Below are 24,954 nucleotides of genomic sequence, written 5' to 3'. Positions count from 1 at the left end.
TGCTGGCGATCAGGGCAGCAATCCGACTCTATTCACCCGGGCATTGGGCAAGTGGTAACTATCTATCTTCAGGGTGCTTGCAGCTTGAATGCCTGTTGTCCCACAACCGGAAAAGCGGTTCTGCAAGAAACAACACCAAAATCAAGCGCATCACCTGCAGCGCCGTCACCAGCGGCACCGACAACTGCAACGTTTCGGCCGTGAGGCTCATTTCGGCAATCCCGCCAGGCATCATCCCCAGTGTCAGTGAACGCAAGTCCAGTGCAGTCATCATGCTCAGCACCCACGCAGCAGTGGCGGCAATCGCCATGCACAACACCGTGGCCATCAAGGTGCGCCCCAGGAACGACGGTGCGCGGCGGAAAAACGCGCGGTTGAAGTGGCAGGCCAGGCCGCTGCCGATGAGCCACTGGCCGATCTGGCTGGCGCCATTGGGCAGGGCGATCTGCAGGTTGCCGGCCAGGCTGACCGTAGCCGCTACCAGCAATGGCCCGAACAGCCATGGGTTGGGCTGATGCAAGCGCTGCCAGAGCAAGGCAACGGCAACGCCCAAGGGCGCAATCAGTGCCAGCCAGCCCCAGCTCACGCTACCGGCGTGGTTCAGTGGTACCCCGTCACCCAGCAAGAACTTGAACAGCACCGGCACGCACAGCACCACTGCCAGCACACGCAAGCTCTGCGCTGCCGCCACCTGGCTGAGCACCGCGCCATTGCGCGCCCCAAGGTTGACCATTTCTCCCGAACCGCCTGGCATGCTGGCAAAGAACGCTGTGGCACGGTCTTCGCCGGTTTGCCGCAGCAGCCATACGCTGATCACGCTGGACAGGGTGGTGAACAACGCCCCGAAGAAGATCAGCGCGAAATGGCTGGCTACTTGCTCGATCACCGCTGGCGTGAAGTGCAGGCCGATGCCGATGCCGATGATCCACTGCCCACATTTGCGGCCGTTGGGGATTTCCGAAAGTTGCCAGGGCGTCAGGCAGCGCACCAGGATGATCGCCAGCAATGAACCGACCATCCATGGCAAAGGCCAGCCGACCTTGCTGGCGGCAAAACCGCCAGCAAGGCCGACCAGCCCGGTCGCGACGAACAATGGCAACGACCGATCAGGCATCGGCCAAGGCCCGGCGCTGCAGGCTGCGTTTGCGCCAGATGCGCAGCAGCGGCAGGGCGAGCATTGCCACTACCAGCGCCCAGATACTCATGCTGATCGGGCTCGACCAGAGGATGCCCAGTTCACCATTGGAGATCGACAGCGCCCGACGCAGGTTCTGCTCCATCAGCCCGCCGAGGATGAAGCCCAGCAGAATTGGCGACAGAGGGAAGTCCAGCTTGCGCATGATGTAGCCCATGATGCCGATGCCGACCATGAGGAACAGGTCGAAGGTAGTGGCATGCACGGCGTAAACGCCGATCGCGGTGATGATGGCGATCACCGGCACCAGCGCCCAGTTTGGCACGGCGAGGATACGGGTGAAGATGCGGATCATCGGGATGTTGAGGATCACCAGCATGATGTTGGCGACGAACAGCGAGGCAATCAGGCCCCAGACGATATCTGGCTGCTGCTCGAACAGCAGTGGGCCAGGGGTGATGTTGTACAGGGTCAGGGCGCCGATCATCACCGCCGTGGTGCCAGAGCCGGGTACGCCCAAGGTCAGCATCGGTACCAGGGCGCCACAGCAGGACGCACCAATGGCAGTTTCCGGCGCTGCCAGGCCACGGGCATCGCCCTTGCCGAACTTGCCGCTTTCACCCGCCAGCCGCTTCTCGGTCATGTAGGCCACGGCGCTGGCCAGCGTTGCGCCGGCGCCGGGTAGAACACCCATGATGAAACCGAGCAGGCCGCAACGGATGTTGACCAGGAACACCGAGGCCGCTTCCTTGAAGTTGAACAGCATGCGGCCGGTAGCCTTGACTGCCTGGTGGCCATGGTGGGTCTTTTCCAGCAGCAGGAGGATTTCGCTGATGGAGAACAGGCCCAGCACGAGCACCACGAACTGAATGCCGTCGGCCAGGTGCACGCTGTCACCAGTGAAGCGGTACACGCCGCTGTTGGCGTCGATGCCGACCGCCGACAGGAACAGGCCGATGAGTGCGGCAATGAAGGTTTTCAGTGGCTTGTCACCGGCCATGCCACCCAGCGCGACGATGGCGAACACCATTAGCACAAAGTACTCCGCAGGGCCGAAGGCGATGGCCCATTTCGCCAGCAGCGGGGCGAACAGCACCATGCCGCAGGTGGCGATGAAGGCGCCGATGAACGAACTCCAGGCCGACAGCGACAGGGCAACACCGGCCAGACCCTGGCGGGCCATCGGGTAACCATCGAGGGTGGTCATCACGGTCGAGGCTTCGCCCGGGATGTTCAGCAGGATCGAGCTGATACGCCCGCCATATTCGCAGCCCAGGTACACCGCAGCCAGCAGGATCAGCGCCGATTCCGGCGGCAGGCCGAGGGCAAAGGCGATGGGGATCAGCAGGGCCACGCCATTGATCGGGCCCAGGCCCGGCAGCAGGCCGACCACGGTACCGATCAGGGTGCCGGAGAGGGCGGTGACCAGGTTGTAGGGGGACAGGGCAATGCCGAAGCCCTGGCCCAGGTAGCTCAAGGTATCCATGTGTCAGTTCTCCAGTACGCTCAGCAGGCCAAGGGGCAGGGGCACGTCCATCACGCGGTCGAACAGCCAGTAGAGGAAGATGCTCATGCCGACCACCACGATGGCGCTGCGCAGCCCGCGGCCACCGTACAGCCGGGCCATGGGCAGGCCGACCAGGACAGCGCTGAGGATGAAGCCGAGGGCTTCGAAGGTGGCGGCGAACACGAGCAGCAGGCCGACACAGGCGGTGATCTTGATCAGGGTCTCGCGATCCAGTTCCGGTTCGTCGTCTTTGCGCACGATGGGCGTTGGTCGGAATACCAGGTACAGCAGCCCCAGCCCCATCAGGCCGAGCACCAGCAGCGGGTAAGCGCGCGGGCCCACCGGTTCATAGGAAAATGCAGCCTGGTAGGGCCAGGCCATGACGGCCAGGGCGGCACACACCGCAAGCAGGGCCAGGGCGAAAATGCGTTGAAGGATCATTGGGGAATCCTCGATTGTGGGCACGGGTAAACCCGCACCCACAAGGGCTATGAAAGGTCGTGGAAGGCTTACTGGATCAGGCCGAATTCCTTGGCCAGTGCCTTGTAGTCAGCCACTTGCTTCTTCACATAGCCGTCCAGCTCTTCGCCGGTCATGGCGAACGGGAACAGCTCGCGCTGGTCTCGCAGCTTGGCGAAGTCCTCTGAGGCCAGCATCTTGTCGAACGAGGCCTTCCACCAGGCGTAGTCCTCGTCGCTCACCTTTGGCCCCAGGTAGAAACCACGCACCACCGGCCAGACGATGTCGTAGCCCTGCTCCTTGGCTGTCGGGATGTCTTTCATTTCCGGCTCGTCCAGGCGGTTTTCCGAGAACACCGCGAGGAGGCGCATGTTGCCGCTCTGGATGTGCGGCATGGAGTCGGAAATGTCGGTAGAGCCGACCTGGATGTGACCACCCAGCAGTGCCGTGGCGATTTCGCCACCGCCTTCCAGGGCCACGTAGCGCAGGTCGCGCGGGTTTATGCCAGCGGCCTTGGCGATCAACGCGGTCTGCATCCAGTCCTGGCTGCCGACGGTACCACCGGAACCGATCACGACCTTGCTCGGGTCTTTCTTCAGCGCGGCGACCAGATCATCAAGGGTCTTGTAGGGCGAGTCGCTCTTCACCGCGATGGCACCGTAGCTGGTGCCGACGGCAGCCAGCCATTTCACCGCGTTTTCGTCGAAACGGCCGAACTTGCCCTGGGCCAGGTTAAGCAGCGAGCCGCTGGACCAGGCCACCAGCGTGCCGGCGTCTGCCGGGCGCTGGGCGACCACGGCGTTGTAGGCTACCGCGCCGACACCGCCGGGCATGTAGGTGACGCGCATTGGCTTGCTGAGGATCTTTTCTTGTACCAGTGCGCTTTGCACCAGCTTGCAGGTCAGGTCGAAGCCACCACCGGGTGAGGCGGGTGCGATGCATTCGGGGCGCTTTGGTTCTGCAGCGAGGGCGTTGCCGGCCAACAGCAGGCAGCCGGTAGCGAGGACGAGGCGGCGCAGTGAAAAGGTCATCGTCGATCTCCGTGAGCGTTGTTGTTATCGGATTACCGCTATGGGGTTACCACAGCGCCACGCTGTAGCTGACCAACAGCCTCACTTCATCCGCGTCACGGGCGAAGTTGGAGCGGAAGGTAGCGTTGCGCAGGCGCACGGCGACGTTCTTCAACGGGCCGCTTTGTACCACGTACTTCAGTTCGGTGTTGCGTTCCCACTCTTTGCCTTCGCCACCGGCAGCCCGGCTGACGTTGTCACCGCTGACGTAACGGGTCATGAAGGTCAGGCCCGGTACGCCGAGCGCGGCGAAGTTGTAGTCGTAGCGCGCCTGCCAGGAGCGTTCGTCGGCACCGGCGAAGTCGTTGATCTGGACGAAGTTGACCAGGTACGGGTTGGCGCCATCCACATACGGGAAGGCGCTTTCGCCAGACAGCTGCTGCCAGGCAGCGCTGACCTTGTGCCCGCCCAGGGCATAGCTGAGCATGCCGTTGAAGGTGGTGTTGTCGATGTTGCCGGCCTTGGCTGCGCCAGCGTCGTCACTCATGGCAAGGCGCAGGTCGGCACCCAAGGTGCCCGGGCCCCATGGTTGGGTGGCGACCATGCCGATGAAGTGCTGGCGGTAAATATCGTCGAGCTGGGCGAAGTGGTAGCTGCCGGTGATGCGGTCGGTGAACTGGTAGTCGAGCCCGCCCAGAGCCAGGTTGTCAGCGTTGAAAGAGCCACCGAAGCGGCCGTTCTTGTTGTTCAGCGCCAAGTCTTCCCAGTTGGTGTCGTTGCGGTCCTTGGCCTTGTCTATGCGGCCACCGGTGAAGGTCAGGCCCTTGATCTCCTTGGAGGTGAGCAGGCCACCCTCGAAGGTTTGCGGCAGGATACGCCCATCGTTGGGCTGCAGCGTCGGCAGTTCGGGGATCAGGGAGCCGATCTTGAGTTCAGTCTGGGAGATCTTCACCTTGCCGGTCAGGCCCAGCTTGGAGTATTCGTCGGCAGCCTTGCCGTCATCGTGGGTCGGCAGCAGGCCGCTGTTGGCACGGTCCGGGCTGGAGTCGAGCTTGATGCCGAGCATGCCCAGTGCGTCCAGGCCAAAGCCCACGGTGCCATCGGTGTAGCCAGACTCGAAATTGAGCATGAAGCCCTGGGCCCATTCATCGCGCTTGGATTGCTGCGCGCTGGTGCCGTCGCGGAAGTCGCGATTGAAGTACATGTTGCGGGTTTCGAAGGTGGCCGTGCTGTCTTCGAAGAAGGCGGCCTGGCTCATCGGGGCGACACCGGCAAGCGCGAGGGCGCTGGCGATGGCCGAGGGGCGTGCGATAAAGGAACGGGTAGGCGCGAACGCCTGCGGCTGCGATGACAGCATCGTCGAGGACTCCGTTTATTGTTCTTATTCGTTGCACCTTGCTGGTGCTTTTTTTGGCGCGAAGGGCGACCGTGGTGCGATGCTAGGCAACGAACCTTTCGCTAACCTTTCAGCGTGAAAGGTTTGTCACGAGGGGCTTCACAGGCGTGATGACAGCGGTACACTCCGCGCCACCGTCCCACCCGAGCAGGGAGAACCCGATGCGTGTGCTGCTGGTCGAAGACCACCTGCAACTGGCCGAAAGCGTGGCCCAGGCCTTGAAAAGCCATGGCCTGACCGTAGATGTGCTGCATGACGGCGTGGCGGCCGACTTGGCGCTGGCCAGTGAGGAATACGCCGTGGCCGTGCTGGATGTCGGCCTGCCGCGCATGGACGGCTTTGAGGTGCTGGCGCGCTTGCGAGGTCGTGGCAAGACCTTGCCAGTGCTGATGCTGACTGCGCGCAGCGACGTCAAGGACCGGGTCCATGGCCTGAACCTGGGCGCCGACGATTATCTGGCCAAGCCGTTTGAGCTGACCGAGCTGGAGGCGCGGGTCAAGGCCTTGCTGCGCCGCAGTGTGCTCGGCGGCGAGCGCCAGCAACGTTGTGGGCCGTTGGTGTATGACCTGGACACCCGGCGCTTCACCCTCGGTGACGACAACCTGGCGCTGACTTCGCGCGAGCAGAGTGTGCTGGAAGCGCTGATCGCTCGTCCGGGCCGGGTGATGAGCAAGGAGCAGTTGGCTGCCCAGGTGTTTGGCCTGGACGAAGAAGCCAGCCCTGATGCCATCGAAATCTACATTCACCGGCTGCGCAAGAAGCTCGACGGGCACCCTGTGGCCATCGTCACTTTCCGCGGTCTGGGCTATTTGCTTGAACACCGCGATGCGTGACAACGGCAGCCTGCGCGGGCGCTTGCTGGGTAATTTGGCACTGTTGCTGGTGGTGCTGATGCTGGCCAGCGGCCTTAGCGCCTACTGGAATGGCCGCGAGGCCGCCGACACCGCCTACGACCGCACCCTGCTGGCTTCGGCGAGGACCATCGCCGCGGGCCTGTCGCAGCGCGATGGTTCGTTGAGCGCGGATGTGCCTTACGTGGCGCTGGACACATTCGCCTATGACAGTGCGGGGCGCATTTACTATCAGGTGCTGGATATCAAGCAAAGGCTGATTTCTGGCTACGAGAACCTGCCGCCACCACCGCCTGGCACGCCGCGCACCGATGACTATCCGGCATTGGCACGGTTCTACAACGCCACTTACCTTGGCCAGGACGTTCGTGTGGTCAGCCTGCTTAAGCCGGTAAGCGAGCCGAACATGAACGGCATGGCAGAAATCCGCGTAGCCGAAACCGAGGAAGCGCGGGTGCGTATGGCCCGAGGGTTGATGGCCGATACCCTGCTGCGTCTGGGGATGCTGGCACTGGCGGCGTTGGTGATGGTGTGGTTTGCCGTGAGCGCCGCGTTGCGGCCGTTGGAGCGCCTGCGCACAGCGGTGGAAGAACGCCAGCCGGACGACTTGCGAGCGTTGCCGGTGGTACAGGTGCAGCGTGAACTGAGCCCGTTGGTGCGCGCCCTGAACCACTTTACCGAGCGCTTGCGCGGCCAGTTCGAGCGCCAGGCGCAGTTCATTGCCGACGCGGCCCACGAACTGCGAACGCCGCTGGCGGCGTTGAAGGCACGTGTCGAGCTGGGCTTGCGCTCGGCCGAGCCACAGGAGTGGCGGCAGACCTTGGAGTCTGCAGCCCAGGGTACCGACAGGCTGACCCACCTGGCCAACCAGTTGTTGTCGTTGGCGCGGGTCGAGAATGGCGCACGGGCAATCGCCGAAGGCGGTGCGCAGCGTCTGGATTTGAGCCAGTTGGCCCGCGAGCTGGGCATGGCCATGGCGCCTTTGGCGCACAAGCGCGGGGTGGCGCTGGCGCTGGAGGCCGAGGCGCCGGTATGGCTGAAAGGTGAGCCGACGTTGCTCAACGAGTTGTTGAGCAATCTGGTGGACAATGCCTTGGCGCATACGCCAGCGGGTGGCAATGTGATTTTGCGGGTAAAGGCGCCGGCAGTACTGGAAGTGGAAGACGACGGGCCAGGTATTCCCGAGGCCGAGCGCGAGCGTGTGTTCGAGCGGTTCTACCGGCGAAGTGCGCAGGGCAGTGGGTTAGGGCTGGCGATCGTTGGCGAGATCTGTCGGGCGCACCTGGCGCAAGTGAGCCTGCATGATGGCGAGAAGGGCGGGTTGCGGGTACGGGTGAGTTTTATAGCGGATTGACGGCTTGCCTGGGTCGACCCTTTCGCGGTTCACCGCGAAAAGGCCATGGCAGGCTGTTACAGCTCAGCGCAACATGCTCCGCGCTTCCAGCAGTTCATCGACCTCCAGCTCGGTGCCAAACGGCAGCCCCAGATGGCGGTAAGCCGGCAGCGCAGCCAATGGCCGGTGGCGCCCGCGCTGACTGATGCAGCGGGCGATCTGCACGATGTCGATGTAATCGATCTTGTCCGTCTGGCGGTCCAGGTCATGAACCTGGCTCGGCAGGTGAACCAACTGTTCCGGAAACTCCCAGGCCTTGAGGATCTTGTCCCCCAGCACGGGCTGGAGTTGCTCGATCACGTAATGCAGGCAAACCGGGTCGGACAACAGTTCGTTGTGCTCTTCGGCATAGATGAGTACCGGCAGCGCGCCAATCTGGTTGACCAGCCCACCCAAGGTGGCCTGGTCAGGCTTGAGAGGTGTAAAGCGGCGGCAGATTTCGTAGCTGATGCCCGCCACTTCCAGGCTACTGGCCCAGATATCGCGCAGTTTCTGCTCGACTGCCGGCGAGCGGGCATGGAAAATTTGCTCGATCACCAGGCCGATGGCCAGGTTGCAGCTGTAGTTGATGCCTAGCCGCGTGATGGCGGTATGCAGGTCGGTAACCTCGACCGCAGCACGCAGCAGTGGGCTGTTGACGACCTTGATCAGGCGCGCTGAAAGGGCCGCGTCGCGACCGATCACCTTGCTCAGGGCCGCTACGCTGATCTCGCTGTCTTCTGCTGCTTCGCGGATGCTCAAGGCAACTTCGGGCAGGGTGGGCAGGACCAGGTCATCCTTTTCGATGGCGTCGAGCAATTGTGCTTGAACCAACTCGGCCAGCTTGTTCATGGGCATGTCTACCGCAGTGGTGGTGCGGCCCCGCCACAGGGGTGGGGCAGGCTGGTCAGCGCTGGATTTCCCGGTCGCGGTCCAGTTCGTAAGGCAGGGTCAGTACCTGCAGGCGCGGGCCTTCGAGGCTGCCCAGGTGCAGGTTGCCGTCTTCCACGGCCTCGGCGCTGAGCACCGCGAGCAGTTCGCAGCCCGCGCCGTTGCCGGCAGCAATGACCACTTCACCGACCGACGAACCATGGGTGGGCGAGAAAATCTCGGCGCCCGGGGCCGGAATGGCCTGCTGGTCCAGTGCCAGGCGGTACTGGCGGCGTTTGAGTTTGCCCAGGTACTGCATGCGGGCGACGATTTCCTGGCCGGTGTAGCAGCCTTTCTTGAAGCTGACGCCGTCGACGGCCTGCAGGTTGATCATCTGTGGGATGAACAGCTCACGGGTCGGGCCCATGATCTGGCCGATACCTGCGCGAATTTGCCCCAGCAGCCAGTCGTTGATACTGCCTTCGGGCAGCGTTGCGGCAAGGGCCTGGCGTACAGGTTCGGCTTCAGCCGCCGGCACCCACAGCTCAACCCGGCCAGCGGATGCGGCGATGGCGATCAGCCCATCGTGGCGCGCGGTGCTACCGGCAACTGCGGGCACGACAAGCCCCAGCGCCTGCAGTGCAGTTTCGCCACCTTGCAGGCCGAAGCGTGCCCATGCGGTGCTTTCGTCGGTCAGCGTGGCCTTGGAGAACACGGCGTATTTTTTCAGGTCGGCCAGTTGCGCGTCGAGCAGCTCGCTGGCCATGGCCAGCAGGTAGCCGTTGCCTTCGGGCACTATGCGGAAGCTCGACTGCATGCGCCCCTTGACCATGCAGCGGGCGCCGAGGCTGGCGTATTCCTGGCTGAGGTAGTTGATGTTGCAGGTCAGCTGGCCTTGCAGGAACTTGCCTGCATCGGAGCCGCGGACGGCGAGGATGCCCTCGTGGGACAGGGGGCAGAAGAAAGCGGAATCGGCCATGGGTCATCGCGGTGGCTAAAGACTGGCGGCCATCATAGAACGCCGGTAACAAAATAGGTAGGTGACTAGACCAACGCCCGGTGTCGCTTCGCGCGCCTGGCTGTATACTGGCGGCCCATTCGAGGAGGGCCCCATGGTCGAACAAACTGAACTCAACCGGCTTTTCTGGCACAGCCGCCGCGGCATGCTGGAACTGGACGTACTGCTGGTGCCTTTCACCCAGGAAGTCTACCCCACCCTCAATGAGACCGACCGTGAACTGTACGTGCGTCTCTTGAGCTGCGAGGATCAGGACATGTTCGGCTGGTTCATGGAGCGCACCGAGTCCGAAGACCCGGAACTGCAGCGCATGGTCCGCATCATTCTGGACCGTGTCCAGCCCAAGTGAGTGCTTCGAGTGCCGCTGGCAAGGCTCGCGCCTGCTGCTGGCGGCCTACCTGGCTTGTCAGGTACTGGCGTGGCTTGCCGTGTGGGCGAGCCCGCTGCCCGGGTGGTTGGCCTTTTCGGTTGTCACCGCCTGCACGTCCCACGCTGGCTGGGCCATTCCCCGACGTATCCTGTTGACCCATGACCAGGCTGTTGTCGGCCTGCGCCGTGATGTGCGGGGCTGGCAGGTGCTCAGCCGTGCCTGCGGGTGGCAGTCAGTGCGCTTGTGCCGGGATAGCCTGGCTTTGCCTGGGCTGGTGGTGTTGCGCTTTGAGCGGGTGGGGCGTTGGCTGGGGGAAAGCCAGTGTATACCACAGGATGCGCTAGGGGCTGACGAGCATCGGCGCTTGCGGGTGCGGTTGAAGTTCAGTCGGCGGCGCTGGGCCGCGGTGGGCCGGGCATAGTTCAGGGCCGGGTCAGTTTCTTCGTGGGCTCGCCCGTTCCACAGGTACTGCGCAAAACTGCAAGGCAGTTAACCCCCTGTGGGAGCGGGCGAGCCCGCGAAGGCCGCGACGCCGTTTTCAGAGGGGGCTAAGGATGGTGTCCTTGGCCTCGTCCAGCATCCCCGGATAATCCAGTGTGTAATGCAACCCACGGCTTTCCTTGCGCTGCATGGCGGACAGGATCATCAGCTCGGCGACCTGCGCCAGGTTGCGCAGCTCGATCAGGTCACGGCTGACTTTGTAGTTGCTGTAGAACTCGTCGATTTCATCCAGCAGCAGGCGAATGCGGTGCTGGGCCCGCTGCAGGCGCTTGCTGGTACGTACGATGCCGACGTAGTCCCACATGAAGCGCCGCAGTTCGTCCCAGTTATGCGCAATGATCACGTCCTCGTCCGAGTCGGTCACCTGGCTGGCGTCCCAGCCGGGCAAGGCTTTGGGCATCGCCACTTGCTCCAGGTGCGCCTGGATGTCGGCAGCGGCGGCGCGACCGTACACAAAACATTCCAGCAGCGAGTTGCTGGCCATACGGTTGGCGCCGTGCAGGCCAGTGAAACTGGTTTCGCCGATGGCATACAAGCCAGGCACGTCGGTGTGGCCGCAATCGTCGACCATCACTCCGCCGCAGGTGTAATGCGCCGCTGGCACCACCGGGATCGGCTGACGGGTGATATCGATGCCAAAGGCCAGGCAGCGCTCGTACACCGTGGGGAAGTGGCTCTTGATGAAGTCCGCAGGCTTGTGAGTGATGTCCAGGTATACGCAGTCCACGCCCAGACGCTTCATCTCGTGGTCGATGGCGCGGGCCACGATGTCCCGTGGGGCCAGCTCTTCGCGTGGGTCGAAGCGCGGCATGAAGCGTTCGCCGTTGGGCAGGCGCAGCAGGGCGCCCTCGCCGCGCAGGGCTTCGGTGATCAGGAAGCTCTTGGCCTGCGGGTGATACAGGCAGGTGGGGTGGAACTGGTTGAATTCCAGATTCGCCACCCGGCAGCCGGCCCGCCAGGCCATGGCGATACCGTCGCCGCAGGCACCATCGGGGTTGCTGGTATAGAGGTAGACCTTGGCCGCACCGCCAGTGGCCAGCACAGTGAAGCGCGCGCCAAAAGTGTCTACCTCGCCGGTGTTGCGGTCGAGCACGTAGGCGCCCAGGCAGCGTTGGCCGGGTAACCCCAGGCGGCGCTCAGTGATCAGGTCCACCGCCACCCGCTGCTCCAGCAGCTGGATGTTCGGGCGCTGGCGAGCCTGTTCCAGCAGCGTGGTGAAAATTGCCGCGCCGGTAGCGTCGGCGGCGTGAATGATGCGCCGGTGGCTGTGGCCACCTTCACGGGTGAGGTGGAACTCGAAGCTGCCATCGTCGACGCTGTGGTGCTCATCGCGGGTGAAGGGTACGCCTTGCTCGATCAGCCACTGGATCGCTTCGCGGCTGTGCTCGACGGTAAAGCGCACCGCATCTTCATGGCACAGCCCGCCGCCGGCATTGAGGGTGTCCTCGACATGCGACTGCACAGTATCGGTATTGTCCAGCACTGCAGCGACGCCGCCCTGGGCCCAGAAGGTCGAGCCATTGGCCAGGTCGCCCTTGCTCAACACGGCTACGCGAAGGTGGCTGGGTAGGTTAAGTGCCAGGCTGAGACCGGCGGCACCGCTGCCGATCACCAGGACATCATATTGGAATTGTTGGCTCATGTCGGGACACTAGTAATCTTTGGGAGGGGCACGGCACAATGGTCACGCGCGGATGGCATTGTGAAACTATCGTTAAACGTGTCGGGATGCCTTTATAGCAGCCCCGGGTGGCCAATTTCCATGCTACTTGCCAGGTTGCGACAACCTTTGTGGGAACTTTCCGACATGGCCGGAAATCCTATGAAGGCTGCCCGTACGCCACAATTTGCCGCGGCGACGCAGGGCGGCAGGCCTTTGCGGGCTTACCCCTGCGTATTTGAAACCTGATTATCGACGTTGCCGGCCGTGACCGCGCCGCGTCTTCCGTGCAAGCCGACCAAGGGCTGCAGGAAACTTGCTTGGAGGGGAGAACTTTTGCGCAAAGCCCGAGTCTATGGTTGCAAGCCTGAACGATGGCTGATGCAACGCTCCTTCGAGTTCACTGAGGAGTGTTCATGCTAACCCAGGAAGAGGATCAGCAGCTTGTCGAGCGCGTGCAGCGCGGTGACAGGCGAGCTTTCGATCTGTTGGTGCTGAAGTATCAGCACAAGATTCTCGGGTTGATCGTGCGGTTTGTTCACGATACCCACGAGGCCCAGGATGTAGCACAGGAAGCCTTCATCAAGGCCTACCGTGCGCTTGGCAACTTCCGCGGCGACAGTGCGTTTTATACGTGGCTGTACCGCATCGCCATCAACACGGCGAAGAACTACCTGGTGTCCCGTGGAAGACGGCCGCCAGACAGCGATGTGAGCTCCGAGGACGCGGAGTTTTACGACGGCGATCATGGCCTCAAGGATCTCGAGTCCCCAGAGCGCTCGTTGTTGCGGGATGAAATCGAAGGCACTGTCCATCGCACCATCCAGCAACTGCCCGAAGACCTGCGTACGGCATTGACGCTACGCGAGTTCGATGGGCTGAGTTACGAAGACATTGCCAGTGTCATGCAATGTCCGGTGGGTACCGTGCGCTCTCGAATCTTCCGCGCTCGGGAGGCCATAGATAAAGCCCTGCAGCCGTTGTTGCAGGAAACCTGAGACAGCGGCGACAGCGCCAAGAGAGGAACCGCCATGAGTCGTGAAGCTTTGCAGGAATCGCTGTCCGCGGTGATGGATAACGAAGCGGATGAACTGGAATTACGTCGGGTGTTGAACGCCGTCGACGAAGCCGAAACCCGTGCCACCTGGTCGCGTTACCAGGTTGCCCGTGCAGCCATGCACAAGGAGCTGCTGCTGCCGAACCTGGATATCGCCTCGGCGGTGTCTGCTGCGCTGGCTGACGAAGCCGTGCCAGCCAAGGTCAAGAAAGGCCCTTGGCGCAGCATTGGCCGTCTGGCGGTAGCTGCCTCGGTTACCGTGGCGGTGCTGGCGGGTGTGCGTATGTACAACCAGGACGAGATCACTGGGGCCGAGCTTGCTGCCCAGCAGCCTGTCCAGCAAGGCCTGAGTGTGCCACAAACGCAAGGCCCGGCCGTTTTGGCAGGCTATAGTGAGAGCAGTGAGCAACCGACCGGGCCAATGGCCAATGGTGTGCTGCAGAACCAGGCCGGCTGGGATCAGCGTCTGCCAGGGTACCTGCGCCAGCATGCCCAGGAATCTGCGCTCAAGGGCACTGAAACCGCATTGCCGTATGCCCGCGCCGCCAGCCTGGAAAACCGTTAAGTAAGGAGGATCATGCGCGCGCTACCTCTCCTGTCGCTGCTGATTGGCAGCTGCATGACGGTGCCAGCATTGGCGGCCAACTCTTCGCCCGAGGCGAGTGAGTGGTTGAACAAGCTGGCACAGGCCGAGCAAAAGCAGAGCTATCAAGGGTCGTTCGTCTACGAACGCAATGGCAGTTTCTCTTCCCACGACATCTGGCACAGAGTCGAGGACGGCAAAGTCAGCGAGCGGCTGTTGCAGCTTGATGGCGCCGCCCAGGAAATCGTGCGCGTGGATGGCCAGGTGGAGTGCGTCAGCGGGGCCTTGGCCAGCAGAGTCGTGGCGCCGTCGGATACCGCACCGCGTGTGCTTGATCCGCTGAAATTGATGGGCTGGTACGATTTGAGTGTGGCAGGCAAGTCGCGGGTCGCCGGGCGTGATGCCGTGATCATTACGCTCACTCCACGCGACCAGCACCGTTATGCTTTCGAATTGCATCTGGACCGTCACTCGGGCTTGCCGCTGCGTTCGCTGATGCTCAACGACAAGGGGCAGTTGCTGGAACGCTTCCAGATGACCCGTCTCGATACCGATGACATCCCCAGCGACGCAGACCTGCGCCCAGGTGCTGCCTGCAAGCCGGTGCAACATGTGGCGGCCGGTAGCAATGATACCGCCGCTGGTTGGCGTTCGGACTGGCTGCCACCCGGTTTCGAGCTGGTCAACAGCTCGGTGCGCCGCGATCCCAAGCGCAACAGTTCGGTCAGCAGCCTGATGTATGACGACGGCCTGGCGCGTTTTTCGGTATTCATCGAGCAAGTGAGCGATGATGGCAGCACCGACATGCGCACCCAGTTAGGCCCGACCTCGGCAGTCTCGCGTCGCCTGAATACACCCAAGGGCAAAGTGATGGTGACCGTGGTTGGCGAAATTCCGCTGGGTACGGCAGAACGCGTCGCCCTGTCGATGCGCCCCCAGGATGCCCAGGCGCGCCAGTAATGGCGCACTTTTGCATGCCGAGCCAAGTCGGATGGGCATACGGCTGAAATGAAATTAAAGCATTGTCATTTGCAATCCATCGGCAAATTTTCTATAGGTCAGGCTTTGAAGAGCTTGGCCTTTCTGCGTTGTGCAGGGGTCTTTCCAAACTACCGCTCGTTGTGACGGGAGTCGTATGTCAATACCACGCTTGAAATCCTACCTAATGATGTTCGCTGCTGTGCTGATGCTCGGCCAGGTACTCACCGCCCAGGCCGAGGAAGCCCTGCCGGACTTCACCACCCTGGTCGAGCAGGCTTCGCCGGCAGTTGTCAACATCAGCACCAAACAGAAGCTGCCTGAGCGCCGAATCGCGGCAGGTCAGATGCCGGACCTGGAAGGCCTGCCGCCGATGTTCCGCGAGTTCTTCGAGCGCAACATGCCCCAGCAGCCGCGCTCGCCGCGCGGTGACCGCCAGCGCGAGGCGCAGTCGCTGGGCTCGGGCTTCATCATTTCCAGTGATGGCTACGTGCTCACCAATAACCATGTGGTGGCCGATGCCGATGAGATCATCGTCCGCCTGTCGGACCGCAGCGAGCTGAAGGCCAAGCTGGTTGGCACCGACCCGCGTACCGACGTGGCGCTGCTGAAGGTCGACGGCAAGAACCTGCCGACCGTGAAGCTGGGGGATTCCGAAAAGCTCAAGGTGGGCGAGTGGGTACTGGCCATCGGTTCGCCGTTCGGCTTCGACCATTCGGTGACCAAAGGTATTGTCAGCGCCAAGGGCCGGACCCTGCCCAATGACACCTACGTGCCGTTCATCCAGACCGACGTTGCCATCAACCCGGGTAACTCCGGCGGCCCGCTGTTCAACATGAAAGGCGAAGTGGTGGGTATCAACTCGCAAATCTTCACCCGTTCTGGCGGTTTCATGGGCCTGTCGTTCGCCATCCCGATCGATGTAGCGATCGATGTCTCCAACCAGCTGAAGAAAGACGGCAAGGTCAGCCGCGGCTGGCTGGGCGTGGTGATTCAGGAGGTCAACAAGGACCTGGCCGAATCGTTCGGCCTGGACAAGCCGGCGGGTGCCCTGGTGGCCCAGGTGTTGGAAGACGGCCCGGCGGCCAAAGGCGGCCTGCAGGTGGGTGACGTGATCCTCAGCATGAACGGCCAGCCAATCGTCATGTCGGCCGATCTGCCACACCTGGTTGGCAGCCTCAAGGATGGCGAGAAGGCCAAGCTGGAAATCATCCGCAACGGCAAACGCCAGACCCTGAACATCAGCGTCGGCGCACTGCCGGACGACGATGTCGACATCGGCACCGGTGCCGACGGCAGCGCTGAGCGTAGCAGCAACCGCCTGGGTGTATCGGTCGCCGACCTGACCGCCGAGCAGAAAAAATCTCTGGAGCTCAAAGGTGGCGTGGTCATCAAGGAAGTGCAGGATGGTCCGGCAGCCATGATCGGCTTGCGCCCGGGTGATGTCATCAGCCATCTGAACAACCAGGCCATCGGTTCGGCCAAGGAATTCACCGAAATCGCCAAGGAACTGCCGAAGAACCGTTCTGTGTCGATGCGCGTGCTGCGTCAGGGGCGTGCCAGCTTCATCACCTTCAAGCTTGCTGAATAAGCGGTTTCGCAAGGCGAAAGGGCAGCTTCGGCTGCCCTTTTTCATGAATCTTCACAATTGCGGGAATGATTGCTGTGTACAGTCGGACAGAGGAATCTCCCATAACCCAGCAGCTTAAGGTACAATTCCCGGCTATTTTTCGGCGGGCGTCCGGCTCGCAGCCTTTTCGAGTGTTGACCCGTGAGTGATTTGAGTCATATCCGCAATTTCTCCATCATCGCCCACATCGACCATGGCAAGTCGACGCTGGCTGACCGTTTCATCCAGATGTGCGGCGGCCTGACGGCGCGCGAGATGGAAGCCCAGGTGCTCGATTCCATGGACCTGGAGCGTGAGCGCGGTATCACCATCAAGGCCCACAGCGTCACGCTTCACTACAAGGCGCAGGACGGCAAGATCTACCAGCTGAACTTCATCGATACCCCCGGCCACGTCGACTTCACCTACGAAGTTTCGCGCTCGCTGGCGGCCTGTGAAGGTGCACTGCTGGTTGTCGACGCCGGCCAGGGCGTGGAAGCCCAGTCCGTGGCCAACTGCTACACCGCTATCGAGCAAGGTCTGGAGGTCATGCCGGTCCTGAACAAGATGGACCTGCCACAGGCCGACCCGGACCGCGTCAAGGACGAGATCGAGAAGATCATCGGTATCGACGCCACCGACGCCGTAGCCTGCAGCGCCAAGAGCGGCATGGGCGTGGACGAGGTGCTCGAGCGCCTGGTGCACACCATCCCCGCGCCAGAAGGTGAGATCGATGCACCGCTGCAAGCGCTGATCATCGACTCCTGGTTCGACAATTACCTGGGTGTAGTCTCGCTGGTGCGCGTGCGCCAGGGCCGCGTCAAGAAAGGCGACAAGATCCTGGTCAAGTCCACCGGCAAGGTGCACCTGGTCGACAGCGTCGGTGTCTTCACCCCGAAACACACCCAGACTGCTGATCTGAAAGCCGGCGAAGTAGGCTTCATCATCGCCAGCATCAAGGACATTCACGGCGCCCCGGTTGGCGACACCCTGACCCTGTCCTCGACCCCTGAGGTCGAAGTGCTGCCCGGCTTCAAGAAGATTCAGCCGCAGGTCTACGCCGGCCTGTTCCCGGTCAGCTCCGACGACTTCGAGGACTTCCGCGACGCTCTGCAGAAGCTGACCCTGAACGACTCCTCGCTGCAGTACATGCCGGAAAGCTCCGACGCGCTGGGCTTTGGCTTCCGTTGCGGTTTCCTGGGCATGTTGCACATGGAAATCATCCAGGAGCGCCTGGAGCGCGAGTACGACCTGGACCTGATCACCACCGCACCCAGCGTAATCTACGAGCTGGAGTTGAAAACCGGCGAAACCATCGTTGTCGACAACCCGTCCAAGCTGCCGGACGTCTCGGCTGTAGCGGACTTCCGCGAGCCGATCGTCACCGCGACCATCCTGGTTCCGCAGGAGCACCTGGGTAACGTCATCACCCTGTGCATCGAGAAGCGTGGCGTACAGCGCGACATGCAGTTCCTCGGTAGCCAGGTGCAGGTGCGTTACGACATGCCGATGAACGAAGTGGTGCTCGACTTCTTCGATCGCCTCAAATCCACCAGCCGCGGCTATGCTTCGCTGGACTATCATTTCGATCGCTACCAGTCGGCCAACCTGGTCAAGCTGGACGTACTGATCAACGGCGACAAGGTTGATGCCCTGGCATTGATCGTGCACCGCGACAACGCGGCCTACAAAGGCCGTGCGTTGACCGAGAAGATGAAGGAACTGATCCCTCGGCAGATGTTTGACGTAGCGATTCAGGCAGCCATTGGCGGCCAGATCATTGCGCGGACAACCGTCAAGGCGCTCAGAAAGAACGTACTGGCCAAGTGCTACGGCGGTGACGTCAGCCGTAAGAAGAAGCTGCTGGAGAAGCAGAAGGCCGGTAAGAAACGCATGAAACAGGTGGGCAACGTGGAAATTCCACAAGAAGCCTTCCTCGCCGTGCTCAGGTTGGATAGCTAGGTCCTATGTCGCTAAATTTCCCGCTGTTGCTAGTCATCGCCGTCTTCATCTGCGGTCTGCTGGGCTTGATCGACCTGCTGTTCCTGGCCCCGCGCCGGCGTGCGGCAATTGCCAACTATCAGGGCAGCGTCAGCCAGCCCGAGATGGCGGTGGTCGAACGGCTGAACAAGGAGCCGTTGCTGGTCGAGTATGGCAAGTCGTTCTTCCCGGTACTGTTCATCGTGCTGGTGCTGCGTTCGTTCCTGGTCGAGCCGTTCCAGATCCCCTCGGGATCGATGAAGCCGACCCTGGAAGTGGGCGACTTCATCCTGGTGAACAAGTTCTCGTACGGCATTCGTCTGCCGGTGATCGACAAGAAGGTCATCGCGATCGGTGACCCGCAACGCGGGGATGTGATGGTGTTCCGCTACCCGAGCGACCCGAATGTCAACTACATCAAACGTGTGGTTGGCCTCCCGGGCGACGTAGTTCGCTATACCAACGACAAACGGCTGTTCGTCAACGGCCAGCCCGTTGCCGAACAACTGGTGGGCAGCGAGCCGGGTACCCTGGGCAGCGCTCAGCTGTACAAGGAAAAACTCGGCGAGACCGAGCACCTGATCCGCAAGGAAATGAGCCGTTATCGCATGCCGCCGGACCAGCAGTGGACCGTGCCTGCGGGCCATTACTTCATGATGGGAGACAACCGCGACAACTCCAACGATAGCCGTTTCTGGGATGACCCGAACATTCCCAAGGAACTGCACGGCATGGTTCCGGACCGGAACATTGTCGGCAAGGCTTTCGCGGTGTGGATGAGCTGGCCAGAGCCCAAACTCAGCCACTTGCCCAACCTGTCGCGGGTTGGTCTGATCCATTGATACCCATCGGCGCTGTCCAGTAGACAGCGCCGAATGCATTTCTGACATAGGCTGTGTTCTCAGGGATCGGGAGATTCGCCGCAAATCGATCGGCGGACCACAGCCAAACAGTCTTTCAGGATGTTGATTTGAACAACGCGTTGAACAACGATCGGGTGGCCGCATGAGTGCTTCCCTTGCCGGTCTGGAGCGAAAGCTCGGTTACACCTTCAAGAACCAGGACCAGATGCTCCTGGCACTGACCCATCGCAGTTACGCCGGGCGCAACAATGAGCGCCTGGAGTTCCTCGGTGACGCCATTCTCAACTTCGTTGCCGGTGAAGCGCTGTTCGAGCGTTTTCCGCAGGCCCGCGAAGGCCAGTTGTCGCGGCTGCGTGCACGGTTGGTCAAGGGTGAGACCCTGGCCCGTCTGGCCCGTGGTTTTGACCTGGGCGATTACCTGCGCCTGGGCTCCGGAGAACTCAAGAGCGGCGGCTTTCGCCGCGAGTCGATCCTGGCTGACGCCCTGGAGGCACTGATTGGTGCCATCTACCTGGACGCTGACATGGACACCGCCCGGGAGCGCATCCTGGCCTGGCTGGCCGATGAGTTTGAAGGCCTGACACTGGTCGACACCAATAAAGATCCGAAAACCCGCCTGCAAGAGTTCCTGCAGTCGCGCAGCTGTGAGCTGCCGCGTTACGAAGTCGTGGATATCCAGGGTGAACCACACTGCCGAACCTTCTTCGTCGAATGCGAAGTGGTACTGCTGAACAACAAGAGCCGTGGTCAGGGCGTTAGCCGGCGTATTGCCGAGCAAGTCGCCGCCGCGTCTGCACTGATCGCCCTGGGCGTGGAGAATGGCAATGACTGATAGCAACCCGACCCGCTGCGGCTACGTAGCCATTGTCGGCCGCCCCAACGTCGGCAAGTCGACCCTGCTCAACCACATCCTCGGTCAGAAGCTGGCGATTACCTCGCGCAAGCCGCAGACCACCCGCCACAACATGCTCGGCATCAAGACCGAAGGTGATGTGCAGGCGATCTATGTCGATACCCCGGGGATGCACAAAGCCAACGACAAGGCACTGAACCGCTACATGAACCGCAACGCCTCGGCAGCCCTCAAGGACGTCGACGTGGTTATCTTCGTGGTCGACCGTACCAAGTGGACCGACGAGGACCAACTGGTTCTGGAGCGCGTGCAGTATGTGACCGGCCCGCTGATCATCGCGGTCAACAAGACCGACCGCATGGAAGAGAAAGCCGAGCTGATCCCGCACCTGCAGTGGCTCCAAGAGCAACTGCCGAACGCCGAGGTGATGCCGATTTCCGCGCAGCAGGGGCACAACCTTGAAGCGCTGGAAGCACAGATCGCCAAGCACCTGCCCGAGAACGATCATTTCTTCCCCGAAGACCAGATCACCGACCGTAGCAGCCGCTTCCTCGCCGCTGAACTGGTACGCGAGAAGATCATGCGCCAGTTGGGTGCGGAGCTGCCGTACCAGATCACCGTCGAAATCGAGGAATTCAAGCAGCAGGGCCATGTGCTGCACATTCACGCGCTGATCCTGGTCGAGCGCGACGGCCAGAAGAAAATCATCATTGGTGACAAGGGCGAGCGCATCAAGCGCATCGGTTCCGAGGCGCGCAAGGACATGGAAGTGCTGTTCGATTCCAAGGTCATGCTCAACCTGTGGGTCAAGGTCAAAGGCGGCTGGTCCGATGACGAGCGCGCCCTGCGTTCGCTGGGCTACGGTGACCTGTAATTACCTGACCGGTCGGTTATTCCTGTGGGAGCGGGCTGGCCCGCGAATGCGATAGTGGGTTCACTGACGCTTTCGCGGGCACGTCCGCTCCCACACGTACATCAGGCCCCAGAGATAGTGCATGGACCAACCCACCCCCCAGCCAGCCTACGTACTGCATAGCCGTGCCTATAAGGAAACCAGCGCGCTGGTAGACTTCTTCACCCCGCAGGGCTGCATGCGAGCCGTGTTGCGCCGCGCGCGGGGCAAGGGCGGCAGCCTGGTGCGACCATTCGTGTCGCTGGAGGTGGAGCTGCGTGGGCGCGGCGAGCTGAAGAATGTCGGCCGCATGGACGGCACCGGCATCGCCGCCTGGCTACACGGCGATGCCCTGTTCAGCGGGTTGTACCTCAATGAACTGCTGATGCGCCTGCTGCCTGCCGAAGCGCCGTTCCCGGCGCTGTTCGAGCACTACACCTTGACCTTGCAGGCACTGAGTGCCGGGCGCCCGCTGGAACCCCTGCTGCGCTCGTTCGAATGGCGGCTGCTGGACGAACTCGGTTATGCGTTTTCCTTGCACCATGACGTCAACGAGCAGCCCATTGCCGCCGATGGCCTGTACCGCTTGCGCGTTGACGCCGGCCTGGAGCGGGTAGAGCTGGCGCAGCCCGGCCTGTTCCGTGGCACCGAACTGCTGGCTATGGCCCAAACCGATTGGGACGCACCCGGCGCCTTGCTTGCCGCGAAGCGGCTGATGCGCCAGGCACTGGCAGTTCATCTGGGTGCAAAACCGCTGGTCAGCCGGGAACTGTTTCGCAAGCGCTGATCTGGACGTATGCTGTTGGGCTCAATCTTCAGGAGAGCCTTTCGTGACTCACAGCAACCGCATGCTTCTTGGCGTAAACATCGACCACGTGGCGACCCTGCGCCAGGCCCGTGGCACGCGCTACCCTGACCCGGTCAAGGCAGCCCTGGACGCCGAGGAAGCAGGCGCCGATGGCATCACCGTGCACCTGCGTGAAGACCGCCGGCACATCCAGGAGCGTGATGTCATGCTGCTCAAGGATGTGCTGCAAACCCGCATGAACTTCGAGATGGGCGTCACCGAAGAGATGATGGCCTTTGCCGAGAAGATTCGCCCGGCGCACATCTGCCTGGTTCCCGAAACCCGTCAGGAGCTGACCACCGAAGGTGGCCTGGATGTGGCAGGGCAGGAAGCGCGGATCAAGGCTGCAGTGGAACGGCTGGCGCGTACTGGTGCCGAGGTGTCGCTGTTCATCGACGCCGACGAGCGGCAGATCGAGGCCTCGCGTCGGGTTGGCGCACCGGCCATCGAGCTTCACACCGGCCGTTATGCCGATGCAGAAACCCCCACCGAAGTGGCTGAAGAGCTCAAGCGCATCGTCGACGGTGTGGCGTTTGGCGTGGGGCAGGGGCTGATCGTCAATGCGGGTCACGGGCTGCACTACCACAACGTCGAGGCGGTGGCGGCGATCAAAGGTATCAATGAGCTGAACATTGGCCATGCACTGGTGGCGCATGCCCTGTTTGTCGGCTTCAAGGCTGCTGTTGCCGAAATGAAGGCGCTGATCGTGGCGGCTTCGCGCTGATTGTTGGTCGCCTGTACCGGCCTTTTCGCGGGCTTGCCCGCTCCCACAGGTAGCCCACAGGCCTTGAGGCTGTGCAGCCCCTGCGGGAGCGGGCAAGCCCGCGAAGAGGCCGGTACAGGCGGCCGATCACTCGGCAGGAAACACCAAGGTAAACCGGGTAGGCCCCAGGGGGCAGCTGCTGACCTCGACCCGCCCGCCATGCAACTGCATGATCGACTTTACGATTGCCAACCCCAGCCCGGTCCCGCCCTCCAGCCGCGAGCGCCCCGAACCTACCCGGTAAAACCGCTCGAACAAGCGCGACTGTTGCTCTGCCGCAACACCGGGCCCCTGGTTCTCCACGGATAGCCGTACTTCGCTGCCCGAGCGTTCGATGCGCAGAGCTATGGGTTTACCCTCTGGACTGTGCCGTATGGCGTTGCTCAACAGGTTCGACAGTGCCCGCTGAAACATGAGCCGGTCTCCCTGCGCTGTTCCCCAGCCCTGAACACTTAGCTCAATCTCTTTCAGCTCGGCACTGTAGGCAAACAGCTCGACAACCCGCGCTGCCTCGTCGGCCAGCGCCAAGGGCTTCAATGCGACCTGCGTATGCGGCTGGCTGACTTGGGCAAGAAACAGCATGTCGTTGATGATGCGGTTGAGCCGGGTCAGCTCTTCGATACTGTCTTCCAGCACTTCCCGATAGTTGGCGTTGTCCCGCTCACGGGCCAGTGTCACCTGCGCCTTGCCCATCAGGTTGCCCAACGGTGTACGCAGTTCATGGGCCAGGTCGTCAGAGAACTGCGACAACTGCCTGACACCTTGGTCGAGGCGGTCGAGCATCACGTTGATACTGCCGGCCAGTTCCGCCAGTTCCTGTGGCAAGCAGGTAGCGGGCAGGCGATGCTGCAGGTCCTGGGCCGACACCTGCCCGGCAATGCGCCGGAAGTGCCGCAACGGTTTCAGGCCGCGCTGCATCAGCCACCATGCCCCCGCACCAATCAAAACCAGTAGCAGTGGCAATGCGAGCAACGTGGAGTGCAGGTAGGCTTGCAGCAGGGCGTTGTCGTCGGCGCGGTTGAGCGACATCATCACCTTGACGGGGGTGTTGTCGCGCAGGCGCATCAGCCGGGTAACGGTGAGGATCTGGTTACCGCCGCTGTCACGCCAGGCGTGAAAGGCCAGGCGCGCATCGGTGTGCAGTTCACCGACCCGCGATTCCAGGGCCGGGCCAAGGCTGAGCAGGTGGGGGTGGCGGCCGTCGAGGGCCAGTACACTGAGGCTCAGGTTGTCATGCCCCATCACCAGGTCCAGCAGTGGATGGGCGCGGCTGCCCAGGTCCTCGCTGCGCAGGTCGACACGCAGGTTGTGCTCGACCTGAAGCATCTTGCGCGCCAAATCCTTGCGCGCGCGGCTGTCCAGTTCGTGATCCAGGGCAAACACGGCCAGGCAGGCCAGCAGCAGCACCAATGCGGCGCCCATCAATGTCACGCTCAGGCCCAGGCGTAACGACAGGCTGGCGTTTTTCAAAGGCGAGCCTCAAGTACGTAGCCCACACCACGCAGGGTATGGATCAGCTTGTTGTCGAACGGGTCGTCGATCTTCGCCCGCAGGCGCCGGATCGAGACCTCGACCACGTTGGTGTCGCAGTCGAAGTTCATGTCCCACACCAGTGAGATGATCTGCGTGCGCGACAACACTTCGCCAGTCTGGCGCATTAGCAGGTGCAGCAGGGCGAACTCCTTGGCGGTCAGGTCGATGCGTTGCCCGGCGCGGTAGGCGCGGTGGCGGCCGGGGTCCAGCTCCAGGTCAGCGACGCGCAGGGTGCTGGGTTGCAGTTGCTGGTCGTTGCGGCGCAGCAGGCTGCGGATGCGCGCCAGTAGCTCAGGAAACTCAAAAGGTTTGAGCAGGTAGTCATCCGCGCCCAGGTCCAGGCCTCTTACCCGATCGGCCAAGCGACCGTGGGCGGTAAGCATCATGATGCGCGTGGCCGATTCGGCACGTAGCCGCTGCAGCACGGTCCAGCCATCGATTTCGGGCAAGTTGACGTCGAGGATGATCAGGTCGTAGGTCTGTTGGCGGGCCAGATGCAGGCCGTCGGTGCCTGTGCGGGCGCAGTCGACCACGTAACCGTTTTCGCGCAGGCCTTGTTGCAGGTAGTCGGCGGTACGCAGCTCGTCCTCGATGATCAGTAGGCGCATTGGGGGCTCGGTTTGTTGAAAGGGGGCGATTCTTGACCCTGTAGTGACATCAGGGTCAAGGGCCCCCATGTTACGGCATGAAAAAAGGCCTGCGATGCAGATAACGGATTTGTAATTCTGCTGTTATCTGGCGGTCTGTTCGGGCCTCTTCGCGGATAAACCCGTTCCTGTAGGAGCGGGTTTACCCGCGAAGAGGCCCGAACAGTCCACACAAGGCCACATTGCAGGACTGTAATCCC

Annotated in this window: 24 protein-coding genes; 14 read left to right on the top strand and 10 right to left on the bottom strand. The window is 62.2% G+C overall.

From position 1 onward, the window contains the following. Nucleotides 1-58: 58 nt before the first annotated feature. From INQ47_RS08250 to INQ47_RS08230, 5 genes are all read right to left on the bottom strand, one after another. Entirely contained in the window at nt 59-1,114 is a 1,056-nt protein-coding gene (locus tag INQ47_RS08250) for an AbrB family transcriptional regulator (RefSeq protein WP_404701479.1), read from the bottom strand. Further along, on the bottom strand, nt 1,107-2,621 hold the full coding sequence (locus tag INQ47_RS08245) for a tripartite tricarboxylate transporter permease (RefSeq protein ID WP_404701478.1): 1,515 nt from the start codon (nt 2,619-2,621) through the stop codon (nt 1,107-1,109). The genes INQ47_RS08250 and INQ47_RS08245 overlap by 8 nt, the downstream gene beginning before the upstream one ends. Nucleotides 2,622-2,624: 3 nt before the next feature. Further along, complete coding sequence (locus INQ47_RS08240; protein WP_176682673.1) at nt 2,625-3,083, bottom strand: tripartite tricarboxylate transporter TctB family protein; 459 nt, start codon at nt 3,081-3,083, stop codon at nt 2,625-2,627. Nucleotides 3,084-3,151: 68 nt separating this feature from the next. Next, nucleotides 3,152-4,132 (bottom strand): tripartite tricarboxylate transporter substrate binding protein, encoded by a 981-nt coding sequence (locus INQ47_RS08235; protein WP_021785748.1) that lies wholly within the window; start codon nt 4,130-4,132, stop codon nt 3,152-3,154. A 46-nt stretch (nt 4,133-4,178) separates the two neighbouring features. Further along, nucleotides 4,179-5,468: an OprD family porin gene (locus INQ47_RS08230; protein ID WP_021785747.1), complete on the bottom strand. Its 1,290-nt coding sequence runs from the start codon at nt 5,466-5,468 to the stop codon at nt 4,179-4,181. A 200-nt stretch (nt 5,469-5,668) separates the two neighbouring features. On the opposite strand from INQ47_RS08230, the gene INQ47_RS08225 reads away from it, so the two are divergent. Together INQ47_RS08225 and INQ47_RS08220 are read left to right on the top strand one after the other, a co-directional pair. Further along, nucleotides 5,669-6,340 (top strand): response regulator, encoded by a 672-nt coding sequence (locus INQ47_RS08225; RefSeq protein WP_021785746.1) that lies wholly within the window; start codon nt 5,669-5,671, stop codon nt 6,338-6,340. After that, complete coding sequence (locus tag INQ47_RS08220; RefSeq protein WP_101196230.1) at nt 6,333-7,712, top strand: sensor histidine kinase; 1,380 nt, start codon at nt 6,333-6,335, stop codon at nt 7,710-7,712. Before INQ47_RS08225 ends, INQ47_RS08220 begins: the two co-directional genes overlap by 8 nt. A gap of 63 nt (nt 7,713-7,775) precedes the next feature. Here the strand turns inward: INQ47_RS08220 and INQ47_RS08215 are convergent, their stop codons facing one another. Further along, entirely contained in the window at nt 7,776-8,582 is an 807-nt protein-coding gene (locus INQ47_RS08215; protein WP_028698136.1) for an HDOD domain-containing protein, read from the bottom strand. 55 nt (nt 8,583-8,637) lie between these two features. Further along, complete coding sequence (locus INQ47_RS08210; RefSeq protein WP_404701477.1) at nt 8,638-9,579, bottom strand: YgfZ/GcvT domain-containing protein; 942 nt, start codon at nt 9,577-9,579, stop codon at nt 8,638-8,640. 133 nt (nt 9,580-9,712) lie between these two features. Between INQ47_RS08210 and INQ47_RS08205 the strand changes: the two genes are divergently transcribed. Continuing rightward, nucleotides 9,713-9,967: a succinate dehydrogenase assembly factor 2 gene (locus INQ47_RS08205; RefSeq protein WP_003252043.1), complete on the top strand. Its 255-nt coding sequence runs from the start codon at nt 9,713-9,715 to the stop codon at nt 9,965-9,967. After that, entirely contained in the window at nt 9,951-10,409 is a 459-nt protein-coding gene (locus INQ47_RS08200; protein WP_404701476.1) for a protein YgfX, read from the top strand. Before INQ47_RS08205 ends, INQ47_RS08200 begins: the two co-directional genes overlap by 17 nt. Before the next feature lie 117 nt (nt 10,410-10,526). Here INQ47_RS08200 and nadB read toward each other — a convergent pair whose 3' ends face one another. Beyond that, nucleotides 10,527-12,131 (bottom strand): L-aspartate oxidase, encoded by a 1,605-nt coding sequence (gene nadB / locus INQ47_RS08195; protein ID WP_252459708.1) that lies wholly within the window; start codon nt 12,129-12,131, stop codon nt 10,527-10,529. Between the two features lie 434 nt (nt 12,132-12,565). On the opposite strand from nadB, the gene rpoE reads away from it, so the two are divergent. From rpoE to pdxJ, 10 genes are all read left to right on the top strand, one after another. Next, on the top strand, nt 12,566-13,147 hold the full coding sequence (rpoE, locus tag INQ47_RS08190) for an RNA polymerase sigma factor RpoE (RefSeq protein ID WP_003252049.1): 582 nt from the start codon (nt 12,566-12,568) through the stop codon (nt 13,145-13,147). 33 nt (nt 13,148-13,180) lie between these two features. Beyond that, entirely contained in the window at nt 13,181-13,771 is a 591-nt protein-coding gene (locus INQ47_RS08185; RefSeq protein ID WP_021785741.1) for a sigma-E factor negative regulatory protein, read from the top strand. Nucleotides 13,772-13,783: 12 nt separating this feature from the next. Further along, nucleotides 13,784-14,749 (top strand): MucB/RseB C-terminal domain-containing protein, encoded by a 966-nt coding sequence (locus INQ47_RS08180; RefSeq protein ID WP_252459709.1) that lies wholly within the window; start codon nt 13,784-13,786, stop codon nt 14,747-14,749. 205 nt (nt 14,750-14,954) lie between these two features. Then, on the top strand, nt 14,955-16,358 hold the full coding sequence (locus INQ47_RS08175) for a DegQ family serine endoprotease (protein WP_374755686.1): 1,404 nt from the start codon (nt 14,955-14,957) through the stop codon (nt 16,356-16,358). Nucleotides 16,359-16,538: 180 nt separating this feature from the next. Continuing rightward, entirely contained in the window at nt 16,539-18,338 is a 1,800-nt protein-coding gene (gene lepA, locus INQ47_RS08170) for a translation elongation factor 4 (RefSeq protein WP_031322928.1), read from the top strand. 5 nt (nt 18,339-18,343) lie between these two features. Then, complete coding sequence (gene lepB, locus INQ47_RS08165; protein ID WP_252459711.1) at nt 18,344-19,198, top strand: signal peptidase I; 855 nt, start codon at nt 18,344-18,346, stop codon at nt 19,196-19,198. Between the two features lie 163 nt (nt 19,199-19,361). Further along, a complete protein-coding gene (gene rnc, locus INQ47_RS08160; protein ID WP_003252059.1) occupies nt 19,362-20,051 on the top strand; it encodes a ribonuclease III in 690 nt (229 codons plus the stop codon). Next, the gene (era, locus tag INQ47_RS08155) at nt 20,044-20,946 is read left to right on the top strand and encodes a GTPase Era (protein WP_003252061.1); all 903 of its coding nucleotides are present in this window, start codon (nt 20,044-20,046) and stop codon (nt 20,944-20,946) included. The genes rnc and era overlap by 8 nt, the downstream gene beginning before the upstream one ends. Before the next feature lie 121 nt (nt 20,947-21,067). Beyond that, nucleotides 21,068-21,751 (top strand): DNA repair protein RecO, encoded by a 684-nt coding sequence (gene recO, locus INQ47_RS08150; RefSeq protein ID WP_404701475.1) that lies wholly within the window; start codon nt 21,068-21,070, stop codon nt 21,749-21,751. A 61-nt stretch (nt 21,752-21,812) separates the two neighbouring features. Next, nucleotides 21,813-22,535 carry a pyridoxine 5'-phosphate synthase gene (gene pdxJ, locus INQ47_RS08145; protein ID WP_265413591.1) on the top strand — a complete coding sequence of 241 codons (723 nt, stop codon included), beginning with the start codon at nt 21,813-21,815 and terminating at the stop codon, nt 22,533-22,535. Nucleotides 22,536-22,661: 126 nt separating this feature from the next. Here the strand turns inward: pdxJ and INQ47_RS08140 are convergent, their stop codons facing one another. Both INQ47_RS08140 and INQ47_RS08135 read right to left on the bottom strand, forming a co-directional pair. Beyond that, nucleotides 22,662-24,044, bottom strand: coding sequence for a heavy metal sensor histidine kinase (locus INQ47_RS08140; protein WP_176682687.1), 1,383 nt, complete (start codon nt 24,042-24,044; stop codon nt 22,662-22,664). Continuing rightward, nucleotides 24,041-24,715: a heavy metal response regulator transcription factor gene (locus tag INQ47_RS08135; protein ID WP_404701474.1), complete on the bottom strand. Its 675-nt coding sequence runs from the start codon at nt 24,713-24,715 to the stop codon at nt 24,041-24,043. Before INQ47_RS08135 ends, INQ47_RS08140 begins: the two co-directional genes overlap by 4 nt. Nucleotides 24,716-24,954: the final 239 nt, after the last annotated feature.

It is taken from the genome of Pseudomonas sp. 3HC3 (genome assembly GCF_044904505.1).
Taxonomy (GTDB): domain Bacteria; phylum Pseudomonadota; class Gammaproteobacteria; order Pseudomonadales; family Pseudomonadaceae; genus Aquipseudomonas; species Aquipseudomonas putida_Y.
The sequence above is the reverse complement of the archived record's forward strand: the minus strand, read 5'-3'. Positions and strand labels throughout refer to the sequence as shown.